Origin of the sequence: Microbacterium insulae (assembly GCF_042677065.1) — a bacterium.
In the GTDB taxonomy this organism is placed as follows: Bacteria; Actinomycetota; Actinomycetes; order Actinomycetales; family Microbacteriaceae; genus Microbacterium; species Microbacterium insulae.
Map to the genome: position 1 here is coordinate 2,291,188 of NZ_JBHTII010000001.1, position 16,100 is coordinate 2,307,287.

At 70.5% G+C, this 16,100-nt stretch carries 12 protein-coding genes; 11 read left to right on the plus strand and 1 reads right to left on the minus strand.

What is annotated here, in order from left to right; translation table 11 throughout:
• The first annotated feature begins 63 nt into the window (after positions 1-63).
• The 7 genes from pta to ACFQ0P_RS10685 all read left to right on the plus strand — a co-directional run bounded on the left by pta (position 64) and on the right by ACFQ0P_RS10685 (position 10,613).
• Complete coding sequence (gene pta, locus ACFQ0P_RS10655) at positions 64-2,208, plus strand: phosphate acetyltransferase (RefSeq protein ID WP_204978687.1); 2,145 nt, start codon at positions 64-66, stop codon at positions 2,206-2,208.
• A complete protein-coding gene (locus tag ACFQ0P_RS10660) occupies positions 2,205-3,431 on the plus strand; it encodes an acetate/propionate family kinase (RefSeq protein ID WP_204978688.1) in 1,227 nt (408 codons plus the stop codon). The genes pta and ACFQ0P_RS10660 overlap by 4 nt, the downstream gene beginning before the upstream one ends.
• Positions 3,432-3,461: 30 nt before the next feature.
• Positions 3,462-4,223: an HAD family hydrolase gene (locus ACFQ0P_RS10665; protein ID WP_204981351.1), complete on the plus strand. Its 762-nt coding sequence runs from the start codon at positions 3,462-3,464 to the stop codon at positions 4,221-4,223.
• Positions 4,220-6,736: a glycoside hydrolase family 65 protein gene (locus ACFQ0P_RS10670; RefSeq protein ID WP_204978689.1), complete on the plus strand. Its 2,517-nt coding sequence runs from the start codon at positions 4,220-4,222 to the stop codon at positions 6,734-6,736. Before ACFQ0P_RS10665 ends, ACFQ0P_RS10670 begins: the two co-directional genes overlap by 4 nt.
• Positions 6,737-6,776: 40 nt before the next feature.
• Positions 6,777-8,984 (plus strand): DNA polymerase III subunit gamma and tau, encoded by a 2,208-nt coding sequence (locus tag ACFQ0P_RS10675; RefSeq protein ID WP_204978690.1) that lies wholly within the window; start codon positions 6,777-6,779, stop codon positions 8,982-8,984.
• A gap of 3 nt (positions 8,985-8,987) precedes the next feature.
• The gene (gene recR, locus ACFQ0P_RS10680) at positions 8,988-9,581 is read left to right on the plus strand and encodes a recombination mediator RecR (protein WP_204978691.1); all 594 of its coding nucleotides are present in this window, start codon (positions 8,988-8,990) and stop codon (positions 9,579-9,581) included.
• Between the two features lie 78 nt (positions 9,582-9,659).
• Positions 9,660-10,613 (plus strand): DMT family transporter, encoded by a 954-nt coding sequence (locus tag ACFQ0P_RS10685; RefSeq protein WP_378772129.1) that lies wholly within the window; start codon positions 9,660-9,662, stop codon positions 10,611-10,613.
• A gap of 22 nt (positions 10,614-10,635) precedes the next feature.
• On the opposite strand, the gene ACFQ0P_RS10690 is transcribed toward ACFQ0P_RS10685, so the two are convergent.
• Positions 10,636-11,124 (minus strand): hypothetical protein, encoded by a 489-nt coding sequence (locus tag ACFQ0P_RS10690; RefSeq protein ID WP_204978692.1) that lies wholly within the window; start codon positions 11,122-11,124, stop codon positions 10,636-10,638.
• Between the two features lie 151 nt (positions 11,125-11,275).
• On the opposite strand from ACFQ0P_RS10690, the gene ACFQ0P_RS10695 reads away from it, so the two are divergent.
• From ACFQ0P_RS10695 to ACFQ0P_RS10710, 4 genes are all read left to right on the plus strand, one after another.
• The gene (locus ACFQ0P_RS10695; protein ID WP_204978693.1) at positions 11,276-12,562 is read left to right on the plus strand and encodes an aspartate kinase; all 1,287 of its coding nucleotides are present in this window, start codon (positions 11,276-11,278) and stop codon (positions 12,560-12,562) included.
• A 145-nt stretch (positions 12,563-12,707) separates the two neighbouring features.
• Complete coding sequence (locus ACFQ0P_RS10700) at positions 12,708-13,778, plus strand: aspartate-semialdehyde dehydrogenase (protein WP_204978694.1); 1,071 nt, start codon at positions 12,708-12,710, stop codon at positions 13,776-13,778.
• A 151-nt stretch (positions 13,779-13,929) separates the two neighbouring features.
• Complete coding sequence (locus tag ACFQ0P_RS10705; protein WP_204981353.1) at positions 13,930-15,405, plus strand: malate:quinone oxidoreductase; 1,476 nt, start codon at positions 13,930-13,932, stop codon at positions 15,403-15,405.
• Positions 15,406-15,435: 30 nt separating this feature from the next.
• Positions 15,436-16,092, plus strand: a complete 657-nt coding sequence (locus tag ACFQ0P_RS10710) for a thymidine kinase (RefSeq protein ID WP_204978695.1) — start codon at positions 15,436-15,438, stop codon at positions 16,090-16,092.
• The last annotated feature ends 8 nt before the right edge of the window (positions 16,093-16,100 follow it).

Genomic DNA, 16,100 nt, shown 5'->3' on the forward strand with positions numbered 1-16,100 from the left:
TCGAGCGTACCCGCGGCCCGGGCGCCCTGCCCGAGCGCAGGTGCCCGCCCCTAGGCTGGTGCTGTGGCACGGAGCATCTTCATCACGTCGGCGGAGGGTCATTCGGGCAAGTCCACGGTCGCGCTGGGAGTGCTCGACGCGCTCAGCCACGCGACCCCCCGCGTGGGCGTGTTCCGGGCGATCGCCCGTTCCACCGTCGAGCGCGACTACGTGCTCGAGATGCTGCTCGACCACGACGGCGTCGACCTCTCCTACGACGAGTGCGTGGGCGTCACCTACGACGACGTCAGGAACGACCCGGATGCCGCACTCGCGACGATCGTCGAGCGGTACAAAGCGGTCGAGGCTCAGTGCGATGCCGTCGTGGTGCTCGGGAGCGACTACACGGACGTCGGAAGCCCTGCCGAGCTCGCCTACAACGCCCGCATCGCGGCGAATCTCGGCGCGCCGGTGCTGCTCGTGCTCGGCGGACGGTCGGCGCAGGGGCAGACCCAGCCAGAGCAGCTCGGGTCCTCACTCCCGCGCACCCCTGCCGAGATGGGGCAGATCGCCGCGCTGGCGCTGACGGAGCTCGCGCACGGCCGGGCGGAGCTCTTCGCGATCGTCGCCAACCGCGCCGAGCCCGCGGAGTCCACCGGCACGATCGCCGCGATCCGGGCCGCGCTCGCGGCATCCGGGCGCCCCGCGGCCGACCGGATCCCGGTCTGGGCGATCCCCGAGGACCGCTACCTCGTGGCACCGTCGATCCGCGGCATCATGCGCGCCGTCGGCGGCGAGCTCCTGGCCGGCGACCCCGACCGGCTCACGCGCGAGGCCCTCGGAGTCGTGGTCGCGGGCATGTCGATGGTCAACGTGCTGCCGCGCCTGCTCGAAGGCGCCGTGGTGGTCATCCCCGCCGACCGGTCCGAAGTGCTGCTCGCGACCCTTCTCGCGAACGCGTCGGGGACGTTCCCCTCGATCTCGGGCATCGTGCTCAACGGCGGGTTCGAACTGCCTGAGCCGGTCACGCGTCTGCTGGACGGTCTCCACTCCAACGTGCCGATCATCACGACCGACCTCGGCACGTACGAGACCGCCGCGCGCATCATGAACACCCGCGGACGGCTGGCCGCCGACTCCCAGCGGCGCTACGACACCGCCCTCGCGCTGTTCGAGCAGAACGTCGACACCGATGAGCTCCTCGAGGCCTTCGGCGTCGCGCGGGCGACGGTCGTCACGCCCCTCATGTTCGAATTCCAGCTCATCGACCGGGCCCGCGCCCAGCGCAAGCGCATCGTCCTGCCCGAGGGCGACGACGACCGCGTGCTGCGCGCCGCTGCGACCGTGCTCAAGCGCGGCATCGCCGACCTCACGATCCTCGGCGAGCCGATCGAGGTCCGCGCCCGCGCGATCGAGCTCGGCATCGACATCCACGCCGCCGACGTGCTGTCCCCGTTCGACGCCGTGCACGTCCACAAGTTCGCCGAGGAGTACGCCCGGCTTCGCGCGCACAAGGGGGTCACGGTCGCCCAGGCCTCCGACACCGTGACCGATGTGTCGTACTTCGGCACGCTGATGGTGCACCTGGGCCTCGCCGACGGCATGGTCTCGGGAGCAGCCCACACCACCGCGCACACGATCCGCCCCGCATTCGAGATCATCAAGACCAAGCCGGGTGTGTCCGTGGTCTCCAGCGTGTTCCTGATGGCGCTCGCCGATCGCGTCCTCGTCTACGGCGACTGCGCGGTCATCCCGGATCCGACGAGCGAGCAGCTCGCGGACATCGCGATCTCCTCGGCGGCGACGGCGGCCCAGTTCGGGATCGAGCCGCGGATCGCCATGCTGTCCTACTCCACCGGCGAGTCCGGCTCCGGGGCGGACGTCGAGAAGGTCCGCGCCGCGACGGCACTCGTGCGCGAGCGGGCGCCGGAGCTGCCGGTGGAGGGGCCCATCCAGTATGACGCCGCCGCCGATGCCGCCGTCGCCGCAGCGAAGATGCCCGGCTCCCAGGTCGCGGGACGCGCGACGGTGTTCGTCTTCCCCGACCTGAACACCGGCAACAACACCTACAAGGCGGTTCAGCGCTCGGCGGGCGCGGTGGCGATCGGCCCGGTCCTCCAGGGTCTCAACAAGCCGATCAACGACCTCTCCCGTGGGGCGCTGGTCGACGACATCGTCAACACGATCGCCATCACCGCCATCCAGGCCCAGGGGGAGGCATCGGCGTGACTCCCGTGCTCGTGATCAACTCGGGGTCCTCCTCGTTCAAGTACCAGCTGATCGACATGGATGCCGAGGCCACCCTCGCGTCGGGCCTCGTCGAGCGCATCGGCGAGGCGATGGGTCGTGCCACCCACACGGTGCGCGCACCCGCACCCGACGGAGGCGGCGCGACCTTCACGGATGCGACCTCCTCGCGCGAGCTGCCGATCGCCGACCACACAGCCGGCTTCGGAGTGATGCTCGAGGCGTTCGCGCAGGACGGACCCTCGCTGGAGGATCACGCTCCCGTGGCGGTGGGCCATCGCGTCGTCCATGGCGGCGACCGCTTCTTCGAGCCGACGCTGATCACCCCCCTCGTCGAGATCAACATCGACGACCTCTCGGTGCTCGCGCCGCTGCACAACCCCGCCAATCTCGCCGGGATCCGCGCCGCGAAGCGCGCGTTCGGCGACGTCCCGCACGTCGCGGTGTTCGACACCGCCTTCCATCAGACCCTGGCGCCCGAGGCCTACACGTATGCGATCGACGCCGAGCTCGCGGCATCCCATCGCATCCGGCGCTACGGATTCCACGGCACGTCGCACAAGTTCGTCAGCGAGGCCGCCGCCGCCTTCCTCGGCCGCCCCGTCGGCGAACTCAAGCAGATCGTGTTCCACCTCGGCAACGGCGCGTCCGTCACCGCGATCGACCGCGGCCGGTCAGTGGAGACCTCGATGGGGTTCACGCCGCTCGAGGGCCTGGTGATGGGCACGCGCTCGGGCGATCTCGACCCGGCGGTGCTGTTCCATCTCGCGCGCCGCGAGGGCATGTCCATCGATCAGCTCGACGACCTCCTCAACAAGCGCAGCGGGATGCTGGGGCTCGCAGGGTCCTCCGACCTCCGCGACATCCGCGCCGCCGTCGCGAGCGGGGATGAGCGGGCGCGCCTGGCCTTCGAGGTGTACGTCCACCGCCTGCGGGCATACGCCGGCGCGTACCTGGCGCAGCTCGGCGGCGCCGACGTGATCTCCTTCACCGCCGGTGTCGGAGAGAACGCGCCCCTCGTTCGCGCGAGAGCGCTCGACACGCTCGGCTTCGCCGGGATCGAGGTCGACGAGGAGCGCAATCTCGCGCCGGGACGCGGCATCCGGCGCATCTCGACGGATGCTTCGGCTGTCGCCGTGCTCGTGGTTCCGACCGACGAGGAGCTCGAGATCGCGCGGCAGACGCTCGGCGTCTCACGCGGGTGACCCGCGGCTCGTTACGCTGGGGGAGTGACGATGGATTCCCTGCCCGATCTCACCGCCTACGACGCCGTCCTGTTCGACCTCGACGGGGTCCTCACGCCCACCGCGGAAGCGCACATGCACGCGTGGGAGACGATGTTCACGGAGCTCTTCGCGACGTGGGAGATCACTCCGCCGTACACCGAGCGCGACTACTTCGACCACCTCGACGGCAAGAAACGGTACGACGGCGTGGCGGCACTGCTGCGCTCGCGTGACGTCGAGGTTCCCTGGGGTGATCCGTCCGACCCCGTGACAGCCGACACCGTGTGCGGGATCGGCAACCGCAAGAACGTGGTCTTCGAGCGCGTCCTGCGCGCCGAGGGCATCGCGCCCTACCCCGGTTCCCTCGCGCTGCTGGACGCGCTCGCCGCGGCGGGCACGACCGTCGCCGTCGTGTCGAGCTCGAAGAACGCCGAAGAGGTGCTCAAGGCCGCGGGCATCCGCGACCGGTTCGCCGTCGTGATGGACGGGGTCATCGCCGAACGCGACCACCTCGCGTCCAAGCCCGCCCCGGACGTCTTCGTCGAAGCCGCGCGCATGCTGAACGTCGATCCCGCGCGGAGCGCCGCCGTCGAGGACGCGCTGAGCGGAGTCGCCTCGGCGGCGTCGGGCGGATTCGCCCTCGTGGTCGGCGTCGATCGCGGAGCCGGCGAGGAGGACCTGCGTCATGCGGGGGCCCACGTCGTCGTCAGAGATCTGGCGGAGTTCGTCGCCGCAACCCCTTCCGACCCCGCTGAGGAGCACACCGCATGATCGATCGCGATCGCTTCCCCGTCGACCCGTGGCGTCTCGTCGAGACCGCGTTCGATCTCGACGACGTCGGCGTCACGGAGACCCTGTTCTCGGTGGGCAACGGCTACCTCGGCATGCGCGGCAATCACCCCGAGGGTCGTCACGCGCAGGAGCACGGCACCTTCGTCAACGGGTTCCACGAGACCTTCCCCATCCGTCACGCCGAGCAGGCGTACGGATTCGCCGAGGTGGGACAGACGATCATCAACGCGCCGGACGCGAAGGTGATGCGCGTGTACGTGGACGACGAGCCGCTGTCGCTCGACCTCGCCGACGTCCGCGAGTACGAGCGGGTGCTCGACATGCGAGACGGCGTCCTGCGCCGGCACATCCTGTGGGTCACCCCGTCGGGAAAGGACGTGCGGATCGACTTCGAGCGGATGGTGTCGTTCGAGGAGAAGCACCTGGCCGTCATGACGATCGAGGTCACGGTCCTCAACGCCGACGCCCCCGTGACGGTCAGCTGCCAGCTGCTGAACCGGCAGGACGGCGAGGACGTCTACGGCGGGACGCCCTCCAGCCCGAAGCGGGCCGGGTTCGACCCTCGCAAGACCGAGACGCTGCACGAGCGCGTGCTCGAGCCGCAGGAGTACTGGCAGGACGGCGACCGCACGGCGCTGTCGTACCGGGTGCGGGAGTCGGGGATGACGATCTCCGTCGTCGCCGATCACACCGTGGAGACCGAGAACGAGTACGACTCGCGCTACCTGGTCGAGCCCGACATCGCCAAGAACGTCTTCCGGGTGCAGGCGAAGGCCGGTGTGCCGGTGCGCGTGACCAAGATCGTGAGCTACCACACCTCGCGCGGCGTTCCCGCGCGCGAACTCGTCGACCGTGGCAGGCGGGCGCTCGACCGCGTGCGCGTCACGGGGGTGGCCGCGCTCTTCGCCGCGCAGCGCACGTGGCTCGACGGCTTCTGGGAGCGCTCGGACGTGCGCATCGGCGGCCACGACGATCTGCAGCAGGCGACGCGCTGGTGCCTTTTCCAGCTCGCGCAGGCTGCGGCGCGCGCGGACGGCATGGGCGTGCCTGCGAAGGGCATGACGGGGTCGGGCTACAGCGGCCACTACTTCTGGGACACCGAGATCTACGTCCTGCCGTTCCTGGCGTACACGACTCCGCTGTGGGCTCGTAACGCGCTCCGGATGCGCTACCTCATGCTCCCCGCTGCCCGACGCCGCGCGTTCCAGCTCAACGAGCACGGCGCGCTGTTCCCCTGGCGCACGATCAACGGGGAAGAGGCATCCGCTTACTACGCGGCCGGCACGGCGCAGTACCACATCAACGCCGACGTCAGCTTCGCGCTGGCCAAGTACGTGCGCGCGACGGGCGACGACGAGTTCCTCCACCGTGAGGGCGTGGACATCGCCGTCGAGACCGCGCGGCTGTGGGCGACGCTGGGGTTCTGGCGCTCGGTCGACGGGGCGGAGGAGACCTTCCACATCCACGGCGTGACCGGTCCCGATGAGTACACCACCGTCGTCAACGACAACCTCTTCACCAACGTCATGGCGCGCTTCAACCTGCGCTTCGCGGCGCGCACGGTGCGGGAGATGGCCGAGCTCGACGGCGAGATCTATCGCAAGATGGTCGACCGCCTGGGCCTGGACCCCGCCGAGCCCGAGGGGTGGGAGCGTGCCGCCGAGGCGATGCACATCCCGTTCAGCCCGGCCCTCGGCATCCACCCGCAGGATCACGTCTTCCTCGAGCGGGAGATCTGGGACCTCGAGAACACGCCGCCCGACAAGCGGCCGCTGCTGCTGCACTTCCACCCGCTGGTCATCTACCGGTACCAGGTGCTCAAGCAGGCCGACGTCGTGCTCGCCCTCTTCCTGCAGGGCAACCACTTCTCCGACGAGGACAAGCTCGCCGACTTCGAGTACTACGACCCGCTGACCACCGGCGACTCGACGCTGTCGGCCGTGGTGCAGGCGATCCTGGCGGCCGAAGTCGGCTACCAGGACCTCGCACTGGAGTACTTCCGCCAGTCGATCTTCGTCGACCTCGCCGACCTTCACCACAACGCCGCGGACGGCGTGCACGTCGCCTCCGCCGGCGGCGTGTGGACCGCGCTGGTCTCGGGCTTCGGAGGCATGCGCGACCACTTCGGCGAGCTGTCGTTCGACCCGCGCCTGCCCGCCGACTGGCCGGAGCTGGCCTTCACGCTGCACTGGCACGGGACACGGCTGGACATCACGGTCACGCGCGACGAGCTGCGGGTCGAGGCATCCGGCGGCGACCCCGTCGGGTTCAGCGTCCGAGGCACCGGCTACGTCGTCGGCTCCGGCGAGGTCGTCACCGTGCCCCTCGCGGGTCAGGGGCGGGTCATCCCCGGACGCCCGACGCTCGGCATGCTGACCGACGTGCGCCGCGAGGACGGCTCGTACCTGTCGGCCTCCGTCCCCACGGTCACCTCCTCGATCCCGGTGATCGTCGGGGCCGCGGACATCGAGCACGGTGCGGACGCCCAGTGACGCGAGGACGCATGTCGGTCCTTCGCCGTAGGCTGTCGGGGTGACCACCGCCCTCTACCGCCGCTACCGGCCCGAGTCGTTCGGCGAGATGATCGGCCAGGCGCAGGTCACCGAGCCGCTGATGACAGCCCTGCGCGGCGACCGCGTGGGGCACGCCTACCTGTTCTCGGGTCCGCGCGGCTGCGGCAAGACGACGTCCGCGCGCATCCTGGCGCGGTGCCTGAACTGCGCCGAGGGTCCGACCGACACCCCGTGCGGCACGTGCGACAGCTGCATCGAGCTCGGGCGCGGCGGCGGCGGCTCGCTCGACGTCGTCGAGATCGACGCGGCGAGCCACAACGGCGTCGACGACGCGCGCGACTTGCGCGAACGGGCAGTGTTCGCGCCGGCGCGCGATCGCTACAAGATCTTCATCCTCGACGAGGCGCACATGGTGACGCCGCAGGGCTTCAATGCCCTGCTGAAGCTGGTCGAGGAGCCCCCCGATCACGTCAAGTTCATCTTCGCCACGACCGAGCCCGAGAAGGTCATCGGCACGATCCGCTCGCGGACCCACCACTATCCGTTCCGTCTGGTCCCGCCCGGCGCCATGCTCGAGTACGTCCAGTCGCTGTGCGTGCAGGAGGGCGTCGAGGTCGAGGCCGGCGTGCTTCCGCTCGTCGTCCGCGCCGGCGGCGGGTCGCCCCGCGACACGCTCTCGCTCCTCGATCAGCTCATCGCAGGATCCGAAGACGGCACCGTGCGCTACGAGCGGGCGGTCTCCCTGCTCGGCTACACCCACGCCGAGCTCCTCGACGAAGTCGTCGACGCGTTCGCCGGCGGCGACGCGGGGGCCGCGTTCAGCGCCGTCGACCGCGTCATCCAGACCGGTCAGGACCCCCGCCGCTTCGTCGACGACCTGCTCGAGCGCCTGCGCGACCTGATCATCGTGTCCGCCACCGGCCAGGGGGCGGCCGCCGTGCTGCGCGGAGTCTCCGATGAAGATCTCGCGCGCATGCAGCGTCAAGCGGACGCTTTCGGCACCGCCCGGCTCTCGGCGATCGCCGACCTCGTCATCTCCACCCTCGACGACATGACCGGCGCCACGTCGCCCCGCCTGCAACTCGAGCTCATGGTCGCCCGCGTGATGGCTCGGGCGACGGATGCCGCGGCCCCCGCCGCTCCCGAAGTCGCTCGCGCCGCGGCCGTGGTCGAGCGCGCAGCGCCCGGCCCCGAGCGCCCTTCCGACGCGACTCCGGCAGTCGTCGAGCGGGCGGCTCCGCCCGCGTCAGGAGGCGCGGCCCCCGTCGAGGTCGGCCGTCCCCTGGAGGTTCCCGCCGACGCTGCCGACCCGGGTGCTGACACGCCCCCTGCGGCCGCTCCGGCGTCCGCCGGCCCGGCCGCTCCGACGGCTGCTCCGGCGTCCGCCGGCCCGGCCGCTCCGACGGCTGCTCCGCCGGCGCCTTCCCCGGCCTCGGCTGCTCCGGCGCCGACCGGCCCGGTCACCGTGCAGCGCATGCGCGACGCCTGGCCCGAGGTCCTGGTGCGCCTCGAAGACATCAGCCGCACCTCGTGGCTGCTCGCCTCGAGCGCCGAGGTCACGGGCTTCGACGACGACGTGCTGACGCTGTCCTTCGCGAGCCAGGCCGATGTGGCCAAGTTCAAACAGCGCGCAGCCGGCGGCGGGCCGAGCGAAGACCTCCGCCAGGCGATCCTGGCCGTGCTCGGCGTCCGCGTGAAGTACCTCGCGAAGCACGGCGGACAAGCGGGCCCCGCCTCACCGCCCGCGCCACCCGCGCAGCCCCCTGCGCGATCCGAGACGCCCTCTCGCCCCGCCCCCGCGCGTGCCTCGGCGCCGGCAGCCGCAGCCCCCGTGACCGAGTGGGCCGTCGCGCCGATCCCCACCGACGCCGATGCGCCGCCGCCCGACCCCGGCCCGGCGATGTCCGCACCCGGTCAGTTCCCCGTCGACGACGAACCCGAGGATGCCGCGCGGGCGCGCGTCGCGACGCTGGCGCCCGCTCGCGAGGGCGAGGTCCTGCGCCCCGAAGACGTCGAGCCGTCCACCGAAGCCGACGACGACGAAGCTGCGGCGCCGGACGCCGCGACGGATGACCCCGTGCCGCCGGTCGTCGCCCCGCCGCTTCCCCCGACCGTTTCCACGCGCAACGGCGGCGTGCAGCGCTACGGCGAGGCGGTTGTGCGGCAGGTGCTCGGAGCGACCTTCGTCCGCGAGGAGCCGTACGAACCGCCCACGAGGTTCAGCTAGCCCATGTACGACGGCATCGTCCAAGACCTGATCGACGAGTTCGGGCGACTCCCCGGCATCGGCCCGAAGTCCGCGCAGCGCATCGCGTTCCATATCCTGCAGACGCCGAACTTCGACGTGTCCCACCTCGCGCAGCTGCTGGCCGAGGTGCGAGAAAAGGTGCGCTTCTGCGAGGTGTGCGGCAACGTCTCCGAGCAGGACCGCTGCTTGATCTGCCGCGACCCGCGACGCAACCGGGGCCTGATCTGCGTAGTCGAGGACGCGAAGGACGTCGCCGCCATCGAGCGCACCCGCGAGTTCCGTGGCCTTTACCACGTGCTGGGCGGCGCGATCAGCCCGATCGCGGGCATCGGTCCCGACGACCTGCGCATCACGCAGCTGATGCAGCGACTCGCCGACGGAACCGTCCAGGAGGTCATCCTGGCCACCAATCCCAACCTGGAGGGCGAGGCGACGGCCACCTACCTGAGCCGGCTGCTGCACACCCTCGAGATCAGCGTCACCCGTCTGGCCTCGGGTCTGCCCGTCGGCGGCGACCTCGAGTACGCCGACGAGGTGACCCTCGGCCGGGCCTTCGAGGGCCGACGGTCTGTCTGACGTCCGCCGTAGATTGGCGGTCGAGCGTCTCGCCCGCCCGGCGCGCGCAGTCGAGGCTGGAGCGATGAGGAACCCGACGTGAACGGCACGGTCCAGAGATTCGACGCGCGGGCGTGGGTGCTGTTCGCGATCATGGCGGTCGTGTGGGGCATCCCCTACCTGTTCATCAAGGTGGCGGTCGATTCCTACTCGCCGGCAGCCGTCGTCGCCGGACGCACGCTGCTCGGCGCGCTCATACTGCTGCCGTTCGCGCTTCGGCAGGGGGCGTTGCGCCCCGCCTTCTCGAAGATCGGCTGGGTCCTCGCGTTCGGCGCCATCGAGATGGCCGGCCCGTTCCTGCTCCTCAGCCACGCCGAGCAGACGCTCCCTTCGGGTCTCACCGGTCTGCTCGTGGCGACCGTTCCGCTGTTCGCCGCCCTGATCGCCTTCACGGGCGGCGACCGGTCGGTGCTCCGACCCACCCGCGCGATCGGGCTCGTGGTGGGGTTCGCCGGGGTCGCGGTGATCGTCGCCGGGCCGGGACTGTCGGTCGAGGGGGGCGGTCTGCTCGCCGTCGGCGAGGTGCTCCTCGTGGCCGTCTGCTACGCCATCGCGCCGTTCATCGTCGCCCACAAGCTCAGCGGCGTTCCCGCGCTCGGCACGATCACCCTCTCGCTGTTCGCCGTGGGGCTGTTCTATCTGCCGATCGGCGCGCTCACCCAGCACGAGGTGCCGACCGTCGACGCGACCGTCGCGCTCGTGCTCCTGGGGGTGCTGTGCACCGCCGTGGCCTTCATCGTGTTCTTCGCGCTCATCGCCCGCGTCGGGCCCGCACGAGCCCCGCTGTTCACCTATGTCAATCCGGTCGTGGCCATCGTCCTCGGCACGATCATCCTCGGCGAGGCCCTCACCCTCGGTCTGCTCATCGGCTTCCCGCTCGTGATCCTCGGCTGCTGGCTCGCCGCTACGGGCGGGGTGCTGAGCAAGCGCACTCTCGTCCGCCCCGGTGCCGCCGAGCCCGAGGCCGAGCTGCCGCCTGTGGCTCCCGGCTGACCCTCGCCGGTGAGCGCCGCCGTCAGCGCAGCACCTCGACCAGGGCGATCCACGACACCACGATCGCCGACACGATCGCGAGGATCGCGCCCGCCGCGGCGACGACCGAACCGGCGGGGTGTCCCATCGCCAGCGTGACCCCCGCGACGCCGTAGCAGAGGATCGGCGCGAAGCCGAGCATCGCCTTGAGCACTCGTGCGCGGTCTTCGGGCGCCGGGTCGCGGAAGATCAGTGCCGTGGCGTGGATCTGGAAGATCGCCGCTCCCGCCGTCGCGACGAGGATCGCCACGCCGTACCAGAGCGGCGCGACGTCCGGCACGAGACCGATCGCCGAGACCACGAGCGCGAGGACCAGGGCCGCGATCGCCGCGGCCAGTCGCGAGGTGAGGGTCGCCGACTTCACGATCTCGGCGATGTTGACGCTCGCGGCCACGATCACCAGGCCCGCGAGGGCGGCGGTCGCGCCGAGCATCGCGACGTGGAAGTCCGACCACTGCGCGATCGCGTCCATGGGGTGGATGCTAGCGCCCCGGTGCGCGCAGTGTCCGGTCACATGGCAGGCCGGGGAGGGTGTCGTCCGTAAGATGGTCGGGTGGGGCGCGGCATCCGCTCGCCTCCGTGACGCTTGCGTGCCGCCCGACGGCACCCCCGGGAGTTCGAACGTGGCGCTGATCGTCCAGAAGTACGGCGGATCGTCGGTGGCGGATGCCGAGAGCATCAAACGCGTCGCCAAGCGGATCGTGGACGCCCGACGCGCTGGCCACGACGTCGTCGTCGCCGTGAGCGCGATGGGAGACACCACCGACGAGCTGCTGGACCTGGCGGCCCAGGTGGCGCCCATCCCGGCGCCGCGCGAGCTGGACATGCTCCTCTCGAGCGGCGAGCGCATCTCCATGGCGCTGCTGGCGATGGCGATCCACTCGATGGGCTTCGAGGCGCGCTCGTTCACGGGCAGCCAGGCCGGCATGATCACGACCGCCGACCACGGTGCCGCGCGCATCGTCGATGTCACGCCCATTCGACTGCGGGACGCGCTCGACGAGGGGGCGATCGTGATCGTCGCCGGATTCCAGGGCTTCAACCGCGATACACGCGACATCACCACCCTCGGACGCGGCGGCTCCGACACGACCGCCGTCGCCCTCGCGGCGGCGCTCGAGGCCGACGTGTGCGAGATCTACAGCGATGTCGACGGGATCTTCACGGCCGATCCGCGCGTCGTCCCGCGGGCCCGCAAGCTCGGCATCGTCTCGGCCGAGGAGATGCTCGAGCTCGCCGCCAACGGCGCCAAGGTGCTTTATATCCGCGCGGTGGAATACGCCCGCCGCCACGGCGTGCTCATCCACGCGCGCTCGACGTTCAGCTCGGGCGTCGGGACCTACGTGCTCGGCCCCGGCATGACCCTTCCCGACGGTGAGACAGGAGAACAGATGGAAGAGCCGATCGTCGCGGGCGTCGCGACCGACCTCAGCCAGGCGAAGATCACCGTCATCGGCGTGCCGGACGTCCCCGGCAAGGCCGCCGAGATCTTCAAGGTCGTCGCGAAGTCGGGCGCCAACGTCGACATGATCGTGCAGAACGTCTCCGCGGCGGCCACGGGGCGCACCGACATCTCCTTCACACTCCCCAAGACCGATGCCGCGACTGCGCTGAAGGCGCTCGCGGGAGACCAGCCCGAGATCGGCTTCGAGAGCCTCGTGCACGACGACCAGATCGGCAAGCTCTCCGTCGTGGGCGCCGGCATGCGCACCCACTCGGGCGTCTCGGCGACGCTCTTCGAGGCGCTGAGCGTCGCGGGCATCAACATCGAGATGATTTCGACGTCCGAGATCCGCATCTCGGTCGTGGTGCGCGGCGACGATCTCGCCGAAGCGGCGCGCGTGGTCCACACCGCCTATGGACTCGATGGCGACGCCGACGCCGTGGTCCACGCCGGCACCGGGCGCTGACGCGGTCGGGATTCGGCGCGAATCCTGCGTCCTTCGGCAGGCGCGACGCGGTAACACGATCGGCCGACGGATGACCGGCCGATAGAATCGCACAATCCCGCGCTCCGATGACGTCTGCGCGACCTCTTCGCACCAAGGATCCCTCATGACCCGCATCTCCGATTCAGGACTCTCCGTCGCCGTCGTCGGCGCCACCGGCCAGGTCGGCACCGTCATGCGCGAGATCCTCCTCGAGCGCCGCTTCCCGATCCGCGAGCTGCGCCTCTTCGCGACCGCCCGGTCGGCCGGAACGGCTGTCGAGTTCGCGGGGGAGACCGTGGTCATCGAGGATGTCGCGACCGCCGACCCGGCCGGCATCGACATCGCCCTCTTCTCGGCCGGCGCGACGGGCAGCCGCGCCCACGCCCCGCGCTTCGCCGAGGCGGGGGCCCTCGTGATCGACAACTCCAGTGCGTGGCGCATGGACCCCGACGTCCCGCTCGTGGTGAGCGAGGTCAACCCGCACGCGATCACCGAGGCGAAGAAGGGCATCGTCGCCAACCCGAACTGCACCACGATGGCCGCGATGCCGGTGCTGAAGGTGCTGGATGCCGAGGCCGGCCTCGAGCGGCTGATCGTGTCGACCTACCAGGCCGTGAGCGGGTCCGGACTCGCGGGCGCCCAGGAGCTCCTCGGCCAGGTCGAGGGGGTGCTGGCTCAGGGCCGGACGCTCGACCTCGTGCACGACGGCTCCGCGGTCGACTTCCCCGAGCCGGAGAAGTACGTCGCGCCGATCGCGTTCGACGTCATCCCGCTGGCGGGCAGCCTCGTCGACGACGGCCAGGGCGAGACGGACGAGGAGAAGAAGCTCCGCAACGAGAGCCGCAAGATCCTCGAGCTGCCCGACCTGCGCGTGGCCGGCACGTGCGTGCGTGTCCCGGTGTTCACCGGTCACTCGCTCTCGATCCATGCCGAGTTCGCCCGCGACATCACCCCGGACCGCGCGCGCGAGATCCTCGCGTCGGCGCCCGGCGTGGCACTCGAAGAGGTTCCCACACCGCTCCAGGCCGCCGGGAAGGACCCGAGCTTTGTCGGCCGCATCCGCGCCGACCAGTCGGCGCCCGAGGGCAAGGGTCTCGTGCTCTTCATCTCGAACGACAACCTGCGCAAGGGCGCCGCGCTCAACGCGGTCCAGATCGCCGAGGTCGTCGCCGCTTCCCTGGGCGCCCACGCCTGATACGGCACCCGCCCGCTTGGCGTCGCCGCAAGAAGCGATGTTCTTTCGCTGTGAAGCCCGCCCCACGGTCTGCGCGACTGCGACCCCGAACTAGAATCGTCGGGTGACCGAAACGCCCGCAGACGCCCTGCCCCACCCCGACGACAGCGACATGCCCGCCGGCACCGTCGATGTGCTGCTGATCGGCGGCGGGATCATGAGCGCGACGCTCGGCACGCTGCTGCACGAGCTCCAGCCGTCGTGGAAGATCGCCGTCTTCGAGCGGCTGTCCGATGTCGCGCTCGAAAGCTCCAACGCGTGGAACAACGCCGGCACCGGGCACGCCGCCCTGTGCGAGCTGAACTACATGCCCGAGGGCAAGGACGGCTCGGTCGACCCGGCGAAGGCGATCTCGATCAACGAGCAGTTCCAGCAGAGCCGCCAGCTTTGGGCGTCGCTGGTCGAGCGGGGCGTGCTGGACGAGCCGTCGACGTTCATCAACTCGGCGCCGCACATGACGTTCGTCCAGGGCGAGAAGGATGTCGCGTACCTCAAGAAGCGCTACGAGGCGCTCAAGGACCAGCCGCTGTTCGTGGGCATCGAGTACAGCGAGGACTCCCGCGTCATCAACCAGTGGGCGCCGCTGCTCATGCAGAAGCGCCGCAAGGGCGAGCCCTTCGCGGCGACGCGCGTGCCGGCCGGCACCGACGTGGACTTCGGCGCACTCACGCGTCAGCTGCTCGCGCACCTCGCCGAGAGCGGCGCGGACGTCCGCACCAACACCGAGGTGCGCGGGCTCAAGCGCCTCGCCGACGGCACCTGGGATGTCCGCTACCGGCGTTCGATCGGCCGGACCCCCGGGAGCATCCGCGCGAAGTTCGTGTTCGTCGGTGCGGGCGGGTGGGCGCTCAAGCTCCTGCAGCGCTCGGGCATCCCCGAGATCAAGGGCTACGGGGTGTTCCCGATCGGCGGGCAGTTCCTCAAGACGACGAACCCCGCCGTCGTATCCCAGCACAAGGCCAAGGTGTACTCGCAGGCCTCGGTCGGCGCTCCGCCGATGTCGGTGCCGCACCTCGACACCCGCGTGGTCGACGGCGAGGCGTCGCTGCTCTTCGGCCCGTTCGCGACGTTCAGCCCCAAGTTCCTCAAGAACGGCTCGATGCTCGACCTCGTGACCCAGGTGCGCCCGCACAACCTCGGACCGATGCTGAAGGTCGCGTGGGACAACCCGTCGCTCATCTCGTACCTCGTGGGCGAGCTCCTGAAGAACCACAAGCGCAAGGTCGACAGCCTCCGCACGTTCATGCCGACGGCGAAGGACGAGGACTGGGAGCTCATCCAGGCGGGCCAGCGCGCCCAGGTCATGAAGAAGGACCCCGAGAAGGGCGGCATCCTGCAGTTCGGGACCGAGGTCGTGACCGGCGCGGACGGCACGATCGCGGGTCTGCTCGGTGCCTCGCCGGGTGCGTCGACGGCCGCGTCGATCATGCTCGGCCTGCTCAAGACGTGCTTCCCCGATCGCGTCGACTCGTGGGCGCCGCACCTGCGCGAACTGATCCCGAGCTACGGCGACACGCTCAACACCCGTCCTGAAGTCGCCGATGAGACGCTGACCGAGACCGCCGAGGCCCTGGCGCTCACGGCCTGACCGCGGCACCGATTTCCGTAGACTCGCCCGGTGGCCAAACTCTACTTCCGCTACGGAGCGATGAACTCCGGAAAGTCGACGTCGCTCCTCCAGGCCGCCTACAACTACGAGGAGCGCGGCCAGCACGTTCTGCTGGCCAAGCCCGAGGTCGACACCAAGGGCGCCGACCAGATCCGCAGCCGTCTCGGCGTGGAGCGGACGGTCGACTTCCTCATTCCCGCTGACGCCGACCTGCGCGCTCTCTTCGCCGAGCATCGCGCGCGCCTGCGCGAGCGGTTCGAGGACGCCCTCATCCCCGAGTCCGCGATCGACGGCGAGGTCGAGGTGGCCTGCCTCCTCATCGACGAGGCGCAGTTCCTCACGCGCGTCCAGGTCGACGATCTGCTGCGGATCGTCGTCCTCGATCGCATCCCGGTCCTCGCCTACGGCATCCGCACCGATTTCCAGACGCAGGCATTCCCCGGTTCGGGTCGGCTGCTCGAGCTCGCCCACAGCCTCGAGGAGCTGAAGACGATCTGCCGCTGCGGACGCAAGGCACTGTTCAACGCGCGGCTCGTGGGCGGGCGGTTCGTCTTCGACGGAGATCAGGTGGCGATCGACGAGCTCTCCAGCGACCGGGTCACCTACGAGTCCATGTGCGCGGAGTGCTACCTGCGCGAGTCGGGGGGTCGCATCCCCGGCAACTAGGCTGGCGG